The sequence below is a fragment of the Citrobacter sp. 21OH12SH02A-Citro genome (assembly GCF_027919895.1).
GTDB classification, from domain to species: domain Bacteria; phylum Pseudomonadota; class Gammaproteobacteria; order Enterobacterales; family Enterobacteriaceae; genus Citrobacter; species Citrobacter braakii.
In genome coordinates, this window is sequence record NZ_CP114801.1 from 2991688 (window position 1) to 3009424 (window position 17737).

The following is a 17737-nucleotide window of genomic DNA, read 5'->3' on the forward strand; positions in this document are numbered from 1 at the left end:
AGCGCAATCAGAACTTATAGGTGAGGTTGAAATAGTGACCCAGCCCGGTGGTACGCCCTGCTCCACCGTGGTTTTCCATCAATGCCATGTTGCGGAAATATTTTAAGCCATAACCTACCGCATAATGCTCTGAATGCCAGTAGATGCCGTTATACCATTCAATCGCGTTATTGCTATATAACGGCTGGTTAGCAATCTTGTTCGCGGCGAACTGGTAGTCAAAGTAACCCTGATAGTTCAAATAACTGCCGTTGGCGAACGTATAGAACGGCGTCGACCAGTTGGTCGAGAACATGTAACCATCCCACTTGCCTTCGTTATCCGCACCGTAATTTTCACGTACATAGTGCGCATAAATGTTCATTCCCACCAGACCAAACCACGGCACTTTAACATCCGTGCCAAGACCAACGTAATGCTCAAATAATTCCCGGTCACCAATGTTATTTACCGTTGCGATATAGAATTCGTTAAATGGCCCAACGGATAAATCTTTATTAAAAATGGCGTCGAGGGAAAAACGTGGAGATATCTTGGCAAAGAAGTTATCACCCCCGTGACGATCGTCCTGCTCGCGATCCAAAATATCAAAAAAATCCACATAACCATACAGATCGATAATCCCGGATCGTGCGCCAAACTCCAGCTCAAGATAGGTGTCATTACGAATACCATAAGGCACTTTCGCGTCCACACTTTGCATTAAGTTCATTTGCATCCAGTTAAAATCATTTTTGCGGATGTTGCCATCGGCATAATCAGCCGCAAGCGCTTGCGTACAGCACATCGCAATTACCGCACCCAGAACTGTTTTTTTCATCATTGATTTATTTTTCTTCAGCATTTTCAATTCCTTTGAGCAAGGTTGAGTGTCGCCCCACCAGATAAATGGCGTGACGGCGGGCTATCTAATTAAAGAGGTAAGCGTTATTACTGTGTTTAATTACGTTTGAGTTTTAATGTACCCATCAACATAATAAAGATAATTAAATACAACACCGGTATTGCGTACATGATTTTCTGCAACCCCATAGTTTTTTCCATTAGCGCACTGATCGCCGGACTAAACATGGCGCCAGCACTACCGCTAATTAAAATATAAGAAACGTTCTGGCTACTCGCGCGCTTCACGAAAGAAACCCCGTAGGCAATAAAGGAGTTATACAGCGCTGCGCAGACAAACCCGTAACTATAGGCCAGATAATCAAGCCCGGAGATATTTTCCTTCGTGACAATGATGGTGGTAATAACGCAAGCTAACAAAATAATGCTAAGCAAGAAATAATGTATCTTTACGCGGGAAACAATAACGGTTGAGACTAACGCGCCGACCAGCGCAGCACCCCAGTATTGCGTAATAATATTACCTGCTTCTTCGAAGGGAATACCAAATTTGTTCTTCACAAATAATGGTGCCCAGGTCAGGAAGGTATACAGCGCCAACATACCTAAGAACAGGCCAATGCCTCCGCTGATAATCCCTGGATTCCACTCGGATTTCACCGGGTCTGCGCTATCCGCTGCAGGAGCCGTTTCACAGGCGGTAAAGCGGGTGAGAGCCACAACGCCCAACGTGAGTAAGGCCACTATGCCTACGCTCAGATAGCTGTAACTCCACGACATATTGTGCGTCAGGGCGAAGGTGGTAATCAGCGGGAAAACTACGCCCGCGACGTTAAAGGTGGCGTCCTGCACCACCAGCATCGTACTTTGAATGCGATCCTGCCAAACCGAAACCACGATCGTTCCCGCCACGCACAGACCAATCCCGCCGCAGAAACCCACCAGGGTCATGGCGACCATCACCGGCCATAAGCCAGGGCTTAAGTGCATTGCCAGAGCGCAGAGGAACACTATCGAATAGATAATGAGCGTCATACGCTTAACGCCGATTTTCTCAATCAGGAAAAAGGCGGCGATGGTCCCGGCTAACGCCCCACCGTTAAGCAACGAAAATATCGAGGCGACGGTATTCACATCGGCACTGTAGCGTACTGCAATCGGTTCAATCAGCATACCAAACTGACTGGCAAATCCTGCCATAATAAAATTTGCCAGAAAACTAATCAGCGTAAGTGCTATTTTATTCTTCATATAATGCCATCTCTGATTGGTTCATTTAAATTTTGATGCTAAGCCGTAACAGCTGTATTTAGCGCCAGCTCTATCATATTTTTAAAGGTTAACTGCCGTTCTTCCGCCGTTGTTTCTTCTCCTGTCAGGCAATGATCGGATACGGTTAATATAGCCAACGCTTCAATATTAAACTGATGCGCTAAAGCGTATAACCCTGCCACTTCCATATCCACACCCAGCACACCAAACTTTTCCAGTGCAGGTATTAAATTTTCGTCAGGATCGTAATAAAGATCGCCACTGAAGACATTGCCGACTTTAACGTCAATACCGGCCTTCTGCGCCAATGCCCACGCCTGCTGCAATAATGGGAAATGGGCAGATGTCGCCATCGTGTAGCCCGCGCTACGTTTTAAATTTGTGACGGAATCCGTTCCGGCGGCGATGGCAAGAATAATATCTCGCATTTTGACATGATGTTGTGTTGCCCCCAGACTGCCGACACGAATAATTCGCTGTACACCGAAGTCATGTACCAGTTCATGAGCATAAAGCGTCATTGACGGAATACCCATGCCATGTCCCATCACCGAAACAGGTTGCCCAAAATAAAGACCGGTATAGCCCAGCATATTGCGTACATTGGTGACTTCGCGGTAATCCATTAGATAATTTTCGGCAATAAACTTAGCGCGAAGCGGATCGCCCGGCATAATAACGGTTGGCGCAAAATCACCCGCTTTGGCATTAATATGTGCAGTCATAACAATTCCTGAATTATGGGTATTGAAGATATGCAGGGATTGTAACCAGAGGTTTGCAGAGGATTGAGGACAAAAGTCCTGCTCAGAGGATCGGCCTCTCATTTCTGAGAGTTAGTGTTGCGGGCAGATGGAAAAGCAGAAAACGGCGTCCCCGCCGCGCAGGCAGGGAAAACGCGCAGGACTATCAGGATTTATCGTTCTGTCTGAACAATAGAGCGGTGTAACGAGTATTCAGTTTCCCGCTACGCTTACCATCTGGCCCGAAATAGCTATCGTTTCTACACAGACGCTCGGTGCCAGTCTGGTTAGTCCGGTCGTTGCTGCGTATGCTGACAATGGCAAAACGCTCATCGCTAGCAAGATGCTAACTTTTGTCATCGTGTTGTCCTTATCTCATTTTGCTTTCGCCGGATAACAGTCCCAACAATGACATATTAAACTAAAGAGTTGTAAATATTTCGGTAAGATTAAATTTTTTATATGCTTTTTCTTTTATAGTGCCATTCGATATCAACGTGCTCATTTCAGTGACAAAATTTATAATATCATCACACTTGCTGTTATCAGGTAAATCGGTGTAATTATAGTTCCACCATTTTATTTTTAACAACTGTTCAATAATATCTGACTCAAATCTGTATTTGATAATTTTCGCAGGAACCCCTGCGACAATAGCATATGGAGGCACATCTTTAGTAACAACGGAATTTGCTGCAACAACAGCACCATCACCAATTGAAATACCACCTTTTAAAACGACATCATTGCCAATCCAGACATCATTGCCAATCGTTGTATTTTTAGGCTTTGTAATAAATGGTTTCAATACCCAGTTTTGTCCGAACTCGTTGGCAGCATATTTATCAAACTCGCCATTATAAGTAAGCATATGAGTTGTAAAACGATTCATAGGATGGTTTCCTCCCATGATTTTTACGTTTGATGCAATACTACAAAATCTTCCGATATTTACATTACCCGGAAAATAACAGGTTGGAAATGAAAACGCACCAACGCTAGAAAAACTTTTTACTGGCATTGTGGAATATTGTTCAGCAATAACATCAGCTTCAATTCTAATTTTGTCACCTTTCGAGAACAGTAACAAATTTCTTTCTTTATAAACTTTCTTACCTCTATGATTCAAAAAGATATCGTTATCCATGCAAAATTCATAGTGCTTCCGAGTCCATCTAAAAACAAAAATTTCATTTGTGTCTTCTGAAAAATTATAGAGTCTGGTTTTCATACTGTTATTGTCTGCTTTTATTTGAAAATCTACGATTAGATTAAAGATACTCTAAACCCTAACCTTAATCAACTATTACAGTATGAAATAATACATATTGTAAATCACCTTGTTGTGACATTTACTCTTACCACTCATAATTTAGTTTCTAAAATATTCTGCTTAGAGAATGAATACAGATATGTTTTGAGACGTCGTTTTCAAAAACAAAATGTCAGATGCTTTTCTATTAGGGCAATCCAGGTAATGAAGAAAAAAATGCAGCCTCAGTTGCAAATGCCTGGCAGCCCAATAGGATGCAATTCTGTTTTCTGTCCCAAGAAGACGCTGAAAACCTTAGTTCTCGCGACAGCCTGACCTTCTGCGCGAAGAATTTTGTTAAGTTTTTCTGCCTGATTGCACTCTGTGGTGGCCGCCCAAACACCCATTTATAACCCGTAATGAGAATAGCTCCGTATGCAATTGCGAGTCTGTCTCTTACTGCTCAATATTGTTTTTAAAGTGGTCTTATTGTTATTATCATTTTCCGTTCTAAATTTGAGTTATGCTGCCATGATCCCATTTAGGTTTAGTGAGATGACTCCCGCCGATATTCCTGCTGTTCAGTCGTTTCTTGTTGAGCATCTTAATTTATACTTCAATGCCGGTAGAGCCATGCCTTCTGCCGAAGAAGATCTCTTTGATCTCGCACAACAGTATATCTTGCAGGAAAGGAATTCATTGCTTTGCGCGTGGAGTGAAAACCAGGAATTAATCGCTACACTGGCGGTATGTCAATATGATGATCGTATTACTGAACTACGTGGTCGCTATAACTTGTCTGAAACAGCGGAAATTTGTCGTTGCTACGTGGATGAGCGCTACCGCAGACAGGGGATCGGAAGTCAATTGTTTGCTTTAGCTAAGGTATTCTGTCAGCGACATCAATATAAGACTTTATATCTCCATACACATCATTTTTTACCCGGAGGGTATTATTTCTGGTTGCGTAACAATTTTAACGTGATTATGGATATGCAGGATGAGTGGCAATTGGTACATATGGAGAGTACACAAAAAAAAGAGTCAAGCGCTGATATGCGGGATTTTTGATGGTAATCAATATGTTTCATACACAGAAGTTTCAGCATGCGTGTAATTTGATCAATATCAACCAATTCTCATTTAGCTTCCTGTTGTTATTTTCATTTACAACATCGCAGTAACCAACAAAATCATAACTCACTGTATTAAATGGGTATTTTTTTCTACACCACTACCTTTTATCTCTTGCCCTTTATGGTTGACCTTGTTAACAATTGCCGCTAGAGTCGCTTTCGACAGCATTTCATTACATTTTTGTATATGAATAGGAATATGGTGAGAATTATTCAATTCAATTCCATAACTGCCCCCGCAACTGTAGGCGGATGCAGAATATCCCTGTGTGGCTCATAAACCACAGGTCACTGTAAAGTTCATCTTTATGGGAAGGCCGATATTCTGATTACCGTGAGTCAGGAGACCTGCTGTCAAAGGTGTATGCCATTGAGTGGACGGGATGGTCCATGGGATGAATTATTTGACGCAAGCGGTAGTGTATTTATGAATAAGATTTTGGCTGAGTAAAGCTTATTTGCATTTTTTGCATATCTTCATTCTTAAATTTCACGATTCAATGTCATCTATCTTCATGTCTCCTCCCGATATATGGAATGAAATAAGCCATGACCAGACCTTAAGATTCTGGCATCAACGGGACGATGATAATGCACGCTAATTCTACCTTTTACTTCTCTAAAAAAACGCTTCTGGCTATTTTTGGCACGACTGCTCTCCTGCTTACTTCCGGTTTTTCCGAGGCAGCAAAAACCGAATATCCTCTGACGATTAAAAACTGTGGCCGCGATATTACCTTCAATCAGGCACCAACGCGCGTGGCGACGGTGGGTCAGAACAGTACCGAGATTCTCTATTCACTGGGGCTGGCCGATCGCGTCGTGGGTACTTCGCTGTGGTTTGGCCCGGTACTGGAAGCTTATAAAACAGCAAATGAAAAAGTCGCCGTTATCGCGCAAAATATTCCAAGCTTTGAAGGGATCGTGGCGAAAAAACCGGATCTGATCGCCAGTCAGTTTGAGTGGCAAATCGGCCCTGCTGGCACGGTTGCCTCTTACGAACAGTTTAGTGAACTAAAAATTCCCGTTTACACCGCGCCAGCTGACTGTGCGAAAGATAACGAAGATGGTGGTGATGGTGTCCGTAAGGGCATGTTTGATATTGCCATGGTGTATCAGGAAGTCGCCGATCTGGCGAAAATCTTCGATGTTCAGGATAAAGGCGAGGCGCTGATTGCCAGCCTTAAAGCACGTGAAGCCGCAGCGAAAAACAAAATTACCGGAATGGATGAGAATGTTTCCGCCGTGTTCTGGTTCTCAAGCGCCGACCTCCAGCTTGACCCTTACGTTGCCGGGAAGTTTGGTCCAGCGGCATGGATCGCCCAAACGCTGGGAGTGAAGAATGTGATTGATTCTGCTGAAGAGTGGCCAACGGTGGGTTGGGAAACCATCGCAAAAGAGAATCCTTCACTCATTGTGCTCGGTGAGATGAGCCGTCGCCGCTTCCCGGCGGATGACTGGAAGGTCAAGATGGAATACCTCAAGTCCGATCCTGTCGCCAAACTGGTTCCTGCCGTCAAGGAAAACCATCTACCGGTCATTGACGTACAGACCATGAATGCCGGGATCAGAACTATTGATGGTGTGGAAAAACTGGCTGATGCCCTTGTTGAATATGGCTTAGCACATCCGCAGGCTGCTCATTAATCTACGTTTTGCGCTATATCCTCGCACGGTGTAGCGCATCTCCGTTACTCAGGAACGCAGATAATCATGAGTGATTCACGCAGGATGCGTCGCGCTGTTGGTCAGCTTGCGGTGAGAGTCAGTGGGCATGCCGTTTGGGTCAGTGCGCTAATGTGTGGCGTACTGCTGGCGGGGATTTCCATCGGCGAAACGCTTATCCCCTGGCAGCATGTTCTCAGCACGCTGGCAAATCATCTTTTTGATACACACTATCCTGTCGATGCGCTGGATGCAGGGATCGTCTGGAACTACCGCCTGACCCGAGCGCTGGTCTCGGCCAGTTGCGGCGCGTGCCTGGCTGTTTCCGGCGTAGTGTTACAGTCGCTGCTACGCAATGCGCTCGCCGAACCCTATCTACTGGGGATTTCTGCCGGAGCGTCCACCGGAGCGGTGCTGATTGCTCTCACGGGACTTGGGGCTGGCATCATCAGTATGTCATTGGGCGCTTTCATTGGTGCGCTGACGGCATTTCTGTTCGTTGCGCTATTGGCGATGGCCGCTGGCGGTAGACAAGGTGGGGGTGTAACAACCCAAATCATCCTTGCCGGGATCGCCAGCTCCCAGCTTTTCAATGCGATTACATCGCTTATCATCACCCGCTCAGCAAACGCCGAGCAAGCACGCGGTATTATGTTCTGGCTGTTGGGCAATTTGAGCGGTGTACGCTGGCCCGATGTAGTCTTAGCCATTCCTACCGCTCTGGTCGGTATCGCGCTGTGCTTCTGTTATGCCCGCCATCTTGACGCTTTCTCCTTTGGCGCGGAGTCTGCGGCATCGCTGGGCATTCCGGTAAAACGTACCCGTGCAGTACTGATTGCCGCCGTCACCGGCATGACGGCGATTATGGTCTCCATTGTGGGTGCGATCGGCTTTGTCGGTCTGGTGATCCCTCATGCTGCTCGTCTGCTGGTCGGCAACCAGCATCATCGACTGCTGCCGGTTAGTGCGCTTACCGGAGCTATTTTCCTCATTATCGCTGATGTTATTTCCCGCACGTTACTACCCGGTCAGGTACTCCCAATAGGCGTGATCACGGCTCTGGTTGGCGCTCCTGCGTTTTCAATCATTCTGATTAGAGGAAACCAGAACAAATGACGGTGAATCTCGTACAGCCACTCGTTACCTCTGCGCAAGCCGTTATTGAAGCCTGTAATTTGTACTGGAAGGTAAAAGGTAAGACGATTGTTGAAGATATTTCACTCAGCGTAACGCCCGGCGAGTTTGTCGGCATCATCGGTCCCAACGGCTCGGGCAAAACGTCACTGATTTCACTGCTGGCCGGTTTGCTGAAGCCAACTTCCGGGCGTATCACCCTGCAGCAAAAGGCGCTCCAGCATTATTCGCGGCGTCACCTTGCGCAGCGGGTGGCGTTGGTCGAACAACAGGCAGAAACCAGCGAGCGTCTTACCGCTTTACAAGCCGTTTCTCTGGGGCGCACGCCCTGGCTTAGCCTGCTCTCGCCCTGGTCCGCCAAAGATGACGATATCGTGCAAACTATGCTGGAGAAGGTCGATCTCCGTGAATTACAGCACCGATGCTGGCATACCTTTTCCGGGGGAGAAAAACAGCGCCTGCATATCGCCCGGGCGCTGGCGCAGCAGCCGCAGTTGTTACTGATGGATGAACCCACCAACCATCTCGACATTCAACATCAGATTGGCCTGCTTAGTCTGGTTAAACGTGAAAAGCTCACGGTCATTGCCGCTCTGCACGACCTCAATCATGCCGCGATGTTCTGCGATCGCATCATCGTCATGACATCCGGGCATATGGCGATGCAGGGGACTCCTTGCGCCGTGTTTACCCGTGAAAACCTCCATGCCTGGTTTGGTATCGACGCCATTGTTGAACATGAAACAGGCGCTGAAAACTGTTTTATCCGTTATCAAAGACCTGATGAATTTTAAGGAAGAATCGATGAAATATCTCAAACAGAGTCTGAAAATTTTATGTTTACTCGCCCTCGCCTCTTCAACCTTCGCACAAACTCACGACGTTTTGATGAAAAATCGTGGGTCTGCGGGACCAATGGTCTATGAGCCGGATTATCTGGAGATCCAGCCCGGGGATACGGTGAAGTTTATCCGTAAACATAAGAGTCACAACGCGGCTTCAATCGCTGAATTGTCTCCGGCTAACTATCCCGGTTTTATGGGAAAAATAGATGAAGAGATCGAAGTAACTTATGACAATGCCGGATTTTACGGCATCAAATGTACACCACATTACGCTCAGGGCATGGTGATGCTGATAAAGGTTGGAGATGCCAAGTTACCAGCAAGCTATCGGGCATTCAAAGCGCCGGGTATTGCTGATAAGCGCTTTCAGGAAATTTACGCGCGTATCGACAAACGTTAATCCGCGATACTCAGGGAGAAATACGAGGTGACAGAGAATAAACTTGCAGATGGCGAAATCCAGGAACAGCGCCGGGAATGCCTGTGTAAACTGACAAAATTCGTCGGTGCGGCAGGCGTCGCTGCTGCAGTCTGGCCGCTGGTTGCGGCCCTGGGCCCGGATGAGAAGACTCTTGCGGAAAATGAACCGATTGATGTCTCTCTTGCGGGGGTTGCTGCTGGACAAACCGTCAGACGCGTATGGCAGGGAAAGCTGATTCTTATTCACCATCGCACCCAGGATGAGATTATTACTGCCAGAAGTGCCGACTGGCATACGCTTATCGACCCACAACCGGACAGCGAGAGGGTCTCTGCTACTCATCCTCAATGGCTGGTGGTTCAAGGGTATTGTCCACATGCCGGGTGCGTACCCAACGCCCGACCAGGAGGGGTGGGTTGGATCTGTCCGTGCCACGGCTCAGAGTTTGATACCTCCGGGCGCGTGACGCGCGGCCCCGCGACGACCAACCTGGCAATCCCGGACTACGTTATTCATTCGGATGGTCAGGCCGTGCGTATCGGCACGAAGGAAGCCTGAAATGAGGAGTGAGCGCGTCTATTCGCTTCGCTGGCGTATCCCGTTTCCTCGCTCGATTGCCGGACTCTGGGTATTCGCAATCGGCGCCATCCTGCTGGTTATACTCGGTGTGCAGATCCTTACGGGTATTGTGCTGGCAATGTTTTACGTGCCGACGGCCGAGCTGGCATTTGACTCCATTATTCATATTATGCGTGCGGTTCGCCATGGAGAACTGTTACGCAACATGCATGCTATTGGCGCGTCGCTCTTTTTCTTTGCCTGTTATCTGCATATTTTTCGTGGCATGTACTACAGCGTTTACCGCAAGCCCTGGACGACAATGTGGATGATTAGCGTTACGCTGTATATCCTGCTGATGATGACCGCATTTCTTGGTTATAGCCTTATCTGGGGGCAAAAAAGCTACTGGGCGGCCACGGTAATTACCCGCTTTGCCCAGGCCATTCCGCTGGTGGGTGATACCCTTTACGCATATTTAGTCGGCAGCCATACTCCGGGAACGCCGATGCTTGGCCGCTTTTTTGTTCTCCACTTTATTCTTCCCTTTGTGATTGTCGGAGCAACGGTTTTTCATATTCGCACCGTACAGTCGGCGTTTGCGCAGGCGATGAAAAAGAGGTTTAGCGAGAAAGAGTCCAGGAGCCTGCTGTTCGATTACAAAATTACCGATCTTGATGTCATCAAAATCATCCTTTTTTTGATGATCTTCGCCTGGTTCTTATTCTTCGCGCCGCACTATCTGAGCAGCGCCGATAATTTTATTCCTGCGGATCCAACAGTTACACCCGCGATTGTTGCGCCGGAATGGTATTTTCTTCCCTTCTTCTCCATTTTGCGTTGCTTCCCAAATGAATTCGTTGGCTTAGCCGCAATGTGCAGCTCGGTACTGATTTTCTATTTCCTTCCCTGGCTTGATACTTCCCGGGCTCGTTTTCGCCATTACAGCAAACTGGTTAAATGCGGATTCTGGCTGTGGGTCATTAATGCCTGCTTTTTAGGCTGGTTAGGGTCGAAAGCACTGGTTGGCCCCGATCTTATTGACGGTTTCCGTAACGAAGAGGGCTGGATCCGTGCCGCATCGCAGCTTTCGACTCTGATTTGGTTTGCCTGGTTTTTAATCGTATTACCTTGCCGTCGTTTTCTGGAAAAGCAGGATTGATGATGAAACAACTATTGAAAATCAGCATTCTGTCCTTTTCTCTGTTGGGACTGGGTTCCTCCTATGCGCAGGAAGCCACGCCTGAACGGCAGGAATGGAGCTTCAGCGGTATCAATGGCCAGTATGATAAAGCGCAGCTTCGGCGTGGCCTGCAGGTTTATGAAGAGAAGTGTCGCGCCTGTCACGGCATAAAGCACCTTAGCTTTCGGTCGTTGACCAGGCCCGGCGGTCCGGAACTCACGGCTGAAGAAGCAAGAAGTATCGCCAGCGGCTATCAGTTTCCTGAGCTTCAGGATGACGGCCAGATTGGTGAGCGAGACGGGACGCTAAATGACAGCTTCATCTCGCCGTATCTAAACGAGCAGGAAGCACGATACCTTAACAATGGCGCTTCTCCCGTTGACCTGAGCTATATCGTGCGTGCCCGCTCATACGATCGCGGATTCCCGCAATTTCTGTTGGATGCTTTTCAGCCCTACACGGACCAGGGAGCAGATTACGTCTACGCACTGCTAACCGGTTATCAACCTGCCGATCCCGAACTGAAGGCTAATCGCTATTTTCCCGGTGGCGTGATTAACATGCCGAAACCGCTGACCAGCGGAGAGATTCAATGGCGCCCGGCGTCGCTACAAGCTGAAACGGAGGAGCAATATGCCAGGGATGTTACCGCCTTTCTGGCATGGGCGGCCGACCCAACGCTCGCAGAACGAAGACAGCATGGATATTACGTTATGGGCTACCTGACCTTTATGCTGGGGCTGCTATGGATATTACGACGAATGAAAAGACGTTCGCTCATGTAGGCATTGCCAGATATGAAGATGATTCAGTTCGTCAGCTTTCCGCCGGGCAGCAGCGCTGAGTTGCCCTTGCGCGACTAAGGCTGGAGAAAGATGGCATGACATAAACTGCACAAAACGAAAAAACCCCGAGCTATTAAATAGCTCGGGGTTTATGTTTGGCGGAAGCGTAGAGATTCGAACTCTAGAACCCTTTCGGGTCGCCGGTTTTCAAGACCGGTGCCTTCAACCGCTCGGCCACGCTTCCAATGAGGCGCACTATAAACATCCCGAACGGACCTGTAAAGCACCAATGCGTTCGTTTGCCTGAAAAACAGCCAAAATATTGTTAATCGACTGAAATAACAACAGATTGACCGTTTATTCAGCACAAATACTGGCTACAGCGCTTAATGTTTTTTGATGAACATATCTTTGGTGTAGTAATTTCCCCGGTTATCTGGCGCAAATCCTCCCACCCACGGCTTCACAAGATGCGTGCGGACATAGTGGTAAACCGGAATCGCTGGCACATCCTCTCCTAAAAGGTCTTCAGCCTGCTGGTAGTATTTGCCTCGCTCTTCCAGCGAAGTTGCTTTTGCCGCATTGCGCATCGCGTCATCAAAAGCGGGATTGCTGTACCTGGTGGTATTCTCGCTATCGCCGGTACGGAAAATATTGAGGAAACTTGAGGCATCATCATAATCGGCGATCCATGCGTAGCGCACGACGTCAAAATTACCGGTGTGCATGGTATCCAGCATGGTTTTCCATTCCTGATTTTGCAGCTTCGCCTCTACGCCGAGGTTTTTCTTCCACATTGACGATGCGGCAATGGCAATACGCTGGTGCGTTTCGAAGGTGTTATAGAGCAGATTTAGGCTAAGCGGATGCTCAGGGCCATAACCGGCTTCAGCCAGCAGTTTCTTAGCCTCGGTAATGCGTTTTTCGAGCGGCCACGCCGCATATTCCGGCGCATGCAATTGCACTCCCCCTATTTCCGGCTGGCTGATAACCCACGCCGCGCGTTGCCCCTGCCCCATCACATTTTGTGCGATGATGTCTTTATCTAACGCCATATTCAGCGCCCGGCGCACGCGCGGGTCATTAAACGGCGCTCGAGTCGTATTGAACTGATAGTAATAAGTTGAAAGCTGAGGTGAGACATGGAGTTCATCGCCCATCGTCTTTTTCAACTGTGCGAACTGATTGACCGGGACGCTATACACAATGTCGATTTCGCCGGCCTTATAGCGGTTAACGTCTGCGGACTCTGAACTGATGGGCAAATAAGTGACCTTATTAATGACGGTGTGCCGATCGTCCCAGTAATGCGGGTTACGCGCGGCAACGATGCGCTCATTGACTACCCACTGCGATAACTTGTACGCACCGCTGCAGACAAAATGTTCTGGCCGGGTCCACTTATCACCAAAGCGGCCGATCAGCACTTTATCCAGCGGAACCAGTGACGGGTGCGCCAGCATCGCCAGAAACGCCGCCGTTGGCTGCGTCAGGGTAATTTCCAGCGTGCTATCATCCAGGGCTTTGACCCCGATATCGGCAGGATCTTTTTTCCCTTGGGCAATATCGAGGGCGTTTGCTACGTGCATATTGCCCAGATACGAGGAATAAGGTGAAGCTGTTTGCGGTGAGACCAGACGCTGCCAGCTCCAGACGACATCCTGTGCGGTGATGGCAGACCCATCTGACCAGGTTATGCCCGGACGTAAATGAAAGGTCCAGACGGTGTTGTCTTTGTTCTCCCAGGACGCGGCCAGCCGGGGTTCGATAGACCCATCCGACTTAACCGCCACCAGTCCGTCGAACATATCGCTGATTAAATTAAATTCAACGTTGCTTTCGACTTTATGCGGATCCAGCGACGCTGGCTCACTGCCATTGTTTCTGACCAGTTCCTGTTTTTCTGCAAGTATTGTTCCTGCGGGAACATTTGCCGCCATCGCCACGCCGTTGATAGACATCAAACAGACAGCCAACAGCGTAAACGTCAATATCTTCGATTTATGTTGAATCATTCCCTTTACCTTATTGCTCTGTTTTATGTAGACACCGCTGTCACTGTCAGAGAGAAACAGGAATAACGCAATATTTTTCAGTTACCTGGCAGATATCTAACAGGCATTTTTACACATATAGTGCTAACATCTGATTCGGGAGCTTTTGTTGAAATAATATGCTTAAGCCTGGCGGGTTAAAATGCGTAAAGATGGGTAAAACCGCTGTGTCATTCCCCTTGATTTCATTATCCTCCATCATTAATTACATCTGTCATAAGAGAGTGACTCATGGATCGTATTATTAGTTCTTCACGCGATCGTACATCGCTACTCAGCACGCATAAGGTGCTGCGCAATACCTATTTCCTGCTCAGCCTGACGCTGGCGTTTTCGGCGCTCACTGCGACTGCCAGTACCGTACTGATGTTGCCCTCTCCGGGGCTTATCCTGACGCTGGTGGGTATGTATGGTCTGATGTTCCTGACCTATAAAACGGCGGATAAACCGGTTGGTATTCTGTCAGCTTTCGCTTTCACCGGCTTCCTGGGCTACATTCTGGGACCGATCCTGAACACATACCTGTCTGCGGGCATGGGTGATGTTATCGCCATGGCTTTGGGCGGTACGGCGCTGGTCTTCTTCAGCTGCTCAGCCTACGTGCTGACCACGCGGAAAGACATGTCCTTCCTAGGCGGTATGCTGATGGCAGGGATCGTGGTGGTGCTGATTGGTATGGTTGCGAATATCTTCCTGCAGTTGCCGGCTTTACATCTGGCGATCAGCGCGGTGTTTATTCTGATTTCTTCAGGCGCAATCCTGTTTGAAACCAGTAATATCATCCGTGGCGGTGAGACCAACTACATCCGTGCCACCGTCAGCCTGTACGTTTCGCTGTACAACATCTTCGTCAGCCTGCTGAGCATTCTGGGCTTCGCCAGCCGCGATTAATCAGCATCACTGATACGAAAAAAGAGAATGCCATTGGCATTCTCTTTTTTTATACCTTATTGACCCCGGCAGATATAGGTAGGATAGCGCCGGTCCTGAATAAGCCACACAGCAGGTGAAAGTTCAGAGATCGTCAGGTAGTAGCGTGAGGTCGGATAGGCGAAGCTCCCCCATTGGGCATTCGGCGTATTGTCACTGTGGCGAAGCCAGGTTTTGGTGTAGGTCAATACAATGACGTTATCATCGTCCCGCTGCTCCCACGTAAAGTCTACATCCCTGTCAACGATAAAATTTTGCCCGCCAGCTCTTGCCGCACCTTTATAGGTGGTCAACCCTGTACCGTCCCGATGAAAATAGAACTGAGCAAGGGCATTTACCTTCACTTCACTTGCTTTCCCCTCATTGCGCGTAAAGTTAAATTCAGTGCTGCAGGCCAGCACATCGCTTTTTCCCGTCGCGCCGCAATAGTAAAACAGCGCCAGCGCGCCGCCGACCAGGGCTCCGCCCAGTCCAAAAAGAAGCCTTATTTTCATTTTCCAGCCCCGTTTTTATAGCGAATGGTCTTGCACAGACGTGTTTTATTGACCGGGCAGGCCCCGATAAACAGTTCATCAGCAGTTGCAAGCGAAAAACGGGCGCTGAAAAAATAAATAGCATACTCCTCGCGCTCGCAAGCCACGTCATTGGCCTCCAGTCGCTCAGCTAATTTTGATAGCACTAACGGCCGTCCATGATCTTCGATGACCCAGATACTACAACGCGCGATTTTTTCCTGGACCGGCTTTAATTTCGCCGGAACAGTTATCTCCTGCGGGCGGCTAACGTAAAAGATCGCTCCCAACGGCACGGCAATCAATGCCCCTATTCTGAACCACTTTTTCAGGGATACTCGCCGGGGCAGAACGTCTTGTTGCGCTGAGGGGGGTTGCGGATCAACGGCTTGAATTTTCTCTCCAGGTTGAAAAATCACATCAGCATCAAAACGGAAACCATAGCGCGGGACAGTGACGATCAATTCGTGCCCCTCTCCCAGAGACTGGAAGCTTTTACGCAGTTCGCTTACCGCTTTATTGAGATTATTTCCTGATGGCGTAAAGCCAAATTCTTCCCACACGCGAGCGATCAATTCCTCCCGGCTTAAGTCGCGTCCTCGGTGTTTAATGAATTCCTGTAAAAGACGAACGGCTGGCGCCGAAAGTGTTAATACAGACTCGGGTTGTCCAACAAGACTTATTGCATGTGCTTCAGGATCAAATAACAACGAATTATTGCATATAAAAAACATCTTTTATTCTCGGCTGTTACCGCATGCTTTTTATTCCCTGGTACGTCGATATGAAAACCGCCCCCTGACCTGCTTATTTTTTCATCAGAAGGAATTTTCCTCCCATCCTTGGCCGCGGTATTTTCGCTTAACTATACAACCTTAAAGCCAGAAAAGCAGGATAAAAAACTGTATATAACGAGTTAACTAATACAAATTTTCACAAACCGCTGTTCTGGTTAAAGTTTCCCTGCCCTGAAGCGATACGAAAGCAGACGGTGTCCTGGTGTTAACGCGCCGCCTTTAAACTCAGAGCAGGCAGACTGATTGTGAAACAGAAAAAAAGAGTGAGCATGACAACCGCCTTTTATGTCGCCGCGCTGTCATTGCCATTTTTCTCAGAAATGACAATGGCCAATATGAGCGTGTATCCCATGGAGCTGAATGTAGCCAGATCCGGTGCGGCGCAAATAAAGGTGGCTTCAAAAACGGATGATATTCAGTTCATTCGGGTGAGGCAAAAGAAAATTCTTAATCCCGGAACGGCCCAGGAAAAAGAAATTGACGTCGCTTCGTGGAAAGAAGGTGGCGTGGTGGTTACGCCCGAGAAATTTGCTCTAGCTGCAGGCGCGATGCGCGTTGTTCGTCTGGTATCGCTTATACCTCCGAAAAAAGAGACCACCTGGCGTGTCTATTTTGAAGGGGTAAAACAACCTGACAGCATTATTCCGGGCAAGGCAGAAACCCCTGCAGCAATGGCGACATTAGGTGTCAATGTGATCTGGGGTGCACTGGTCCACATTGCTCCAGAAGAAAACGTAATTTCACTGTCGATTGACCCTCGCCGGGGAACGTTAAAAAACAACGGCACATTGCGTGTGCCGCTCAGAGAGATTGGTATTTGTGATGCTGTTTCATCGTGTAAATGGATAAAAGAAGACGCGACGATTTATCCGGACACTGAACGGAAATTAAAAACGCTCACTATGAAACAGGGTCAGAAATATAAGTTCCGCTACTTCAACTGGGTGAATAAAACCGCTGAAGAAGCTGATTTACCCGTCGTGCAATAACACGACGGCACAGTAAAAACCCACGTAGTTTGTTTAAAGAGCCAAGGTGCTCATTTGTAAATATGGAGATATCAATGCGTAACTATATTAAACCTCTGATGATTGTTGCCGCGATGGCCTCGTCCTTTAGCGCGCTGGCGATTCAAAAAGATATTACCGTCAACGCCAGCGTTGACTCACAGTTGGATATGACTCAGGCCGATAACACGCCACTGCCGGCCAGCATAGACATGCAGTACCTGCCAGGTCGTGGGCTGGAAAGCTACCGCCTGAACACCAAGGTGTGGTCTAACTCCGCCACCAGCAATGTCAAAGTGCGACTCGTTAGCGCAGCTAAGCTCACCAATATGGATGGCGACGAGACTGTACCGATGACGGTGATTCTGGGTGATAAAACACTGTCTACCACCGATGCCGAATTTACCGGAACTGAACTGTTCCCAGGCAGCATTGAAAACGGTTCAGCGGTACTGCCACTGACCATTTCTCAGACCACCAAAGGCATTCTGAAAACCGGTCAGTACAGCGGCGTTGTCAGCCTGATGCTGACGCAGGCGACGACCACGGAAGGCGGTGCGTAACACCACAGTACATAAGGGATAACGTCAGAGGGTGCCC

The 17737-nt window shown here is 48.2% G+C and carries 18 protein-coding genes, 1 tRNA gene and 1 riboswitch; of the genes, 11 read left to right on the forward strand and 8 right to left on the reverse strand.

Translation table 11 applies throughout. The annotated features are described in order from the left end of the window. Positions 1–7: 7 nt before the first annotated feature. From O6D90_RS14635 to O6D90_RS14650, 4 genes are all read right to left on the reverse strand, one after another. Positions 8–844 carry an outer membrane protein OmpK gene (locus O6D90_RS14635; RefSeq protein WP_016152568.1) on the reverse strand — a complete coding sequence of 279 codons (837 nt, stop codon included), beginning with the start codon at positions 842–844 and terminating at the stop codon, positions 8–10. 95 nt (positions 845–939) lie between these two features. Further along, complete coding sequence (gene tsgA / locus O6D90_RS14640) at positions 940–2094, reverse strand: MFS transporter TsgA (protein WP_016156155.1); 1155 nt, start codon at positions 2092–2094, stop codon at positions 940–942. 38 nt (positions 2095–2132) lie between these two features. Then, positions 2133–2840 (reverse strand): purine-nucleoside phosphorylase, encoded by a 708-nt coding sequence (gene deoD / locus O6D90_RS14645; protein ID WP_016156154.1) that lies wholly within the window; start codon positions 2838–2840, stop codon positions 2133–2135. Between the two features lie 439 nt (positions 2841–3279). Continuing rightward, positions 3280–4089 carry a CatB-related O-acetyltransferase gene (locus O6D90_RS14650; protein ID WP_032931140.1) on the reverse strand — a complete coding sequence of 270 codons (810 nt, stop codon included), beginning with the start codon at positions 4087–4089 and terminating at the stop codon, positions 3280–3282. A gap of 552 nt (positions 4090–4641) precedes the next feature. On the opposite strand from O6D90_RS14650, the gene O6D90_RS14655 reads away from it, so the two are divergent. The 8 genes from O6D90_RS14655 (at position 4642) to O6D90_RS14690 (ending at position 11837) form a co-directional block, all read left to right on the forward strand. Beyond that, entirely contained in the window at positions 4642–5181 is a 540-nt protein-coding gene (locus tag O6D90_RS14655; protein WP_016156152.1) for a GNAT family N-acetyltransferase, read from the forward strand. Positions 5182–5392: 211 nt separating this feature from the next. Next, a riboswitch (cobalamin riboswitch) is annotated at positions 5393–5616 on the forward strand. Positions 5617–5837: 221 nt separating this feature from the next. Next, positions 5838–6893: an ABC transporter substrate-binding protein gene (locus O6D90_RS14660; protein WP_016156151.1), complete on the forward strand. Its 1056-nt coding sequence runs from the start codon at positions 5838–5840 to the stop codon at positions 6891–6893. 66 nt (positions 6894–6959) lie between these two features. Then, positions 6960–8027 (forward strand): FecCD family ABC transporter permease, encoded by a 1068-nt coding sequence (locus tag O6D90_RS14665; RefSeq protein WP_016156150.1) that lies wholly within the window; start codon positions 6960–6962, stop codon positions 8025–8027. Beyond that, positions 8024–8839, forward strand: coding sequence for an ABC transporter ATP-binding protein (locus tag O6D90_RS14670; RefSeq protein WP_016156149.1), 816 nt, complete (start codon positions 8024–8026; stop codon positions 8837–8839). The genes O6D90_RS14665 and O6D90_RS14670 overlap by 4 nt, the downstream gene beginning before the upstream one ends. Before the next feature lie 10 nt (positions 8840–8849). Further along, positions 8850–9290, forward strand: coding sequence for a pseudoazurin (locus tag O6D90_RS14675; RefSeq protein WP_016156148.1), 441 nt, complete (start codon positions 8850–8852; stop codon positions 9288–9290). A gap of 27 nt (positions 9291–9317) precedes the next feature. Next, on the forward strand, positions 9318–9869 hold the full coding sequence (gene petA, locus O6D90_RS14680) for a ubiquinol-cytochrome c reductase iron-sulfur subunit (RefSeq protein ID WP_016156147.1): 552 nt from the start codon (positions 9318–9320) through the stop codon (positions 9867–9869). A gap of 1 nt (position 9870) precedes the next feature. Continuing rightward, on the forward strand, positions 9871–11031 hold the full coding sequence (locus O6D90_RS14685) for a cytochrome b (protein WP_016156146.1): 1161 nt from the start codon (positions 9871–9873) through the stop codon (positions 11029–11031). Positions 11032–11033: 2 nt separating this feature from the next. Beyond that, a complete protein-coding gene (locus O6D90_RS14690; RefSeq protein ID WP_016156145.1) occupies positions 11034–11837 on the forward strand; it encodes a cytochrome c1 in 804 nt (267 codons plus the stop codon). A gap of 156 nt (positions 11838–11993) precedes the next feature. Here O6D90_RS14690 and O6D90_RS14695 read toward each other — a convergent pair. Together O6D90_RS14695 and O6D90_RS14700 are read right to left on the reverse strand one after the other, a co-directional pair. Further along, positions 11994–12081, reverse strand: a tRNA-Ser gene (locus O6D90_RS14695). A 142-nt stretch (positions 12082–12223) separates the two neighbouring features. Beyond that, positions 12224–13852 carry an ABC transporter substrate-binding protein gene (locus O6D90_RS14700; RefSeq protein WP_016156144.1) on the reverse strand — a complete coding sequence of 543 codons (1629 nt, stop codon included), beginning with the start codon at positions 13850–13852 and terminating at the stop codon, positions 12224–12226. A gap of 270 nt (positions 13853–14122) precedes the next feature. On the opposite strand from O6D90_RS14700, the gene yccA reads away from it, so the two are divergent. Further along, entirely contained in the window at positions 14123–14782 is a 660-nt protein-coding gene (yccA, locus tag O6D90_RS14705) for an FtsH protease modulator YccA (RefSeq protein WP_016152501.1), read from the forward strand. Positions 14783–14838: 56 nt separating this feature from the next. Here the strand turns inward: yccA and O6D90_RS14710 are convergent, their stop codons facing one another. After that, the gene (locus tag O6D90_RS14710) at positions 14839–15315 is read right to left on the reverse strand and encodes a hypothetical protein (protein ID WP_016152500.1); all 477 of its coding nucleotides are present in this window, start codon (positions 15313–15315) and stop codon (positions 14839–14841) included. After that, positions 15312–16067, reverse strand: coding sequence for a winged helix-turn-helix domain-containing protein (locus tag O6D90_RS14715; RefSeq protein WP_016152499.1), 756 nt, complete (start codon positions 16065–16067; stop codon positions 15312–15314). Before O6D90_RS14715 ends, O6D90_RS14710 begins: the two co-directional genes overlap by 4 nt. Before the next feature lie 308 nt (positions 16068–16375). On the opposite strand from O6D90_RS14715, the gene O6D90_RS14720 reads away from it, so the two are divergent. Next, the gene (locus O6D90_RS14720) at positions 16376–17119 is read left to right on the forward strand and encodes a hypothetical protein (protein ID WP_016156143.1); all 744 of its coding nucleotides are present in this window, start codon (positions 16376–16378) and stop codon (positions 17117–17119) included. 74 nt (positions 17120–17193) lie between these two features. Next, positions 17194–17700, forward strand: a complete 507-nt coding sequence (locus tag O6D90_RS14725; RefSeq protein WP_016152497.1) for a CS1 type fimbrial major subunit — start codon at positions 17194–17196, stop codon at positions 17698–17700. Positions 17701–17737: the final 37 nt, after the last annotated feature.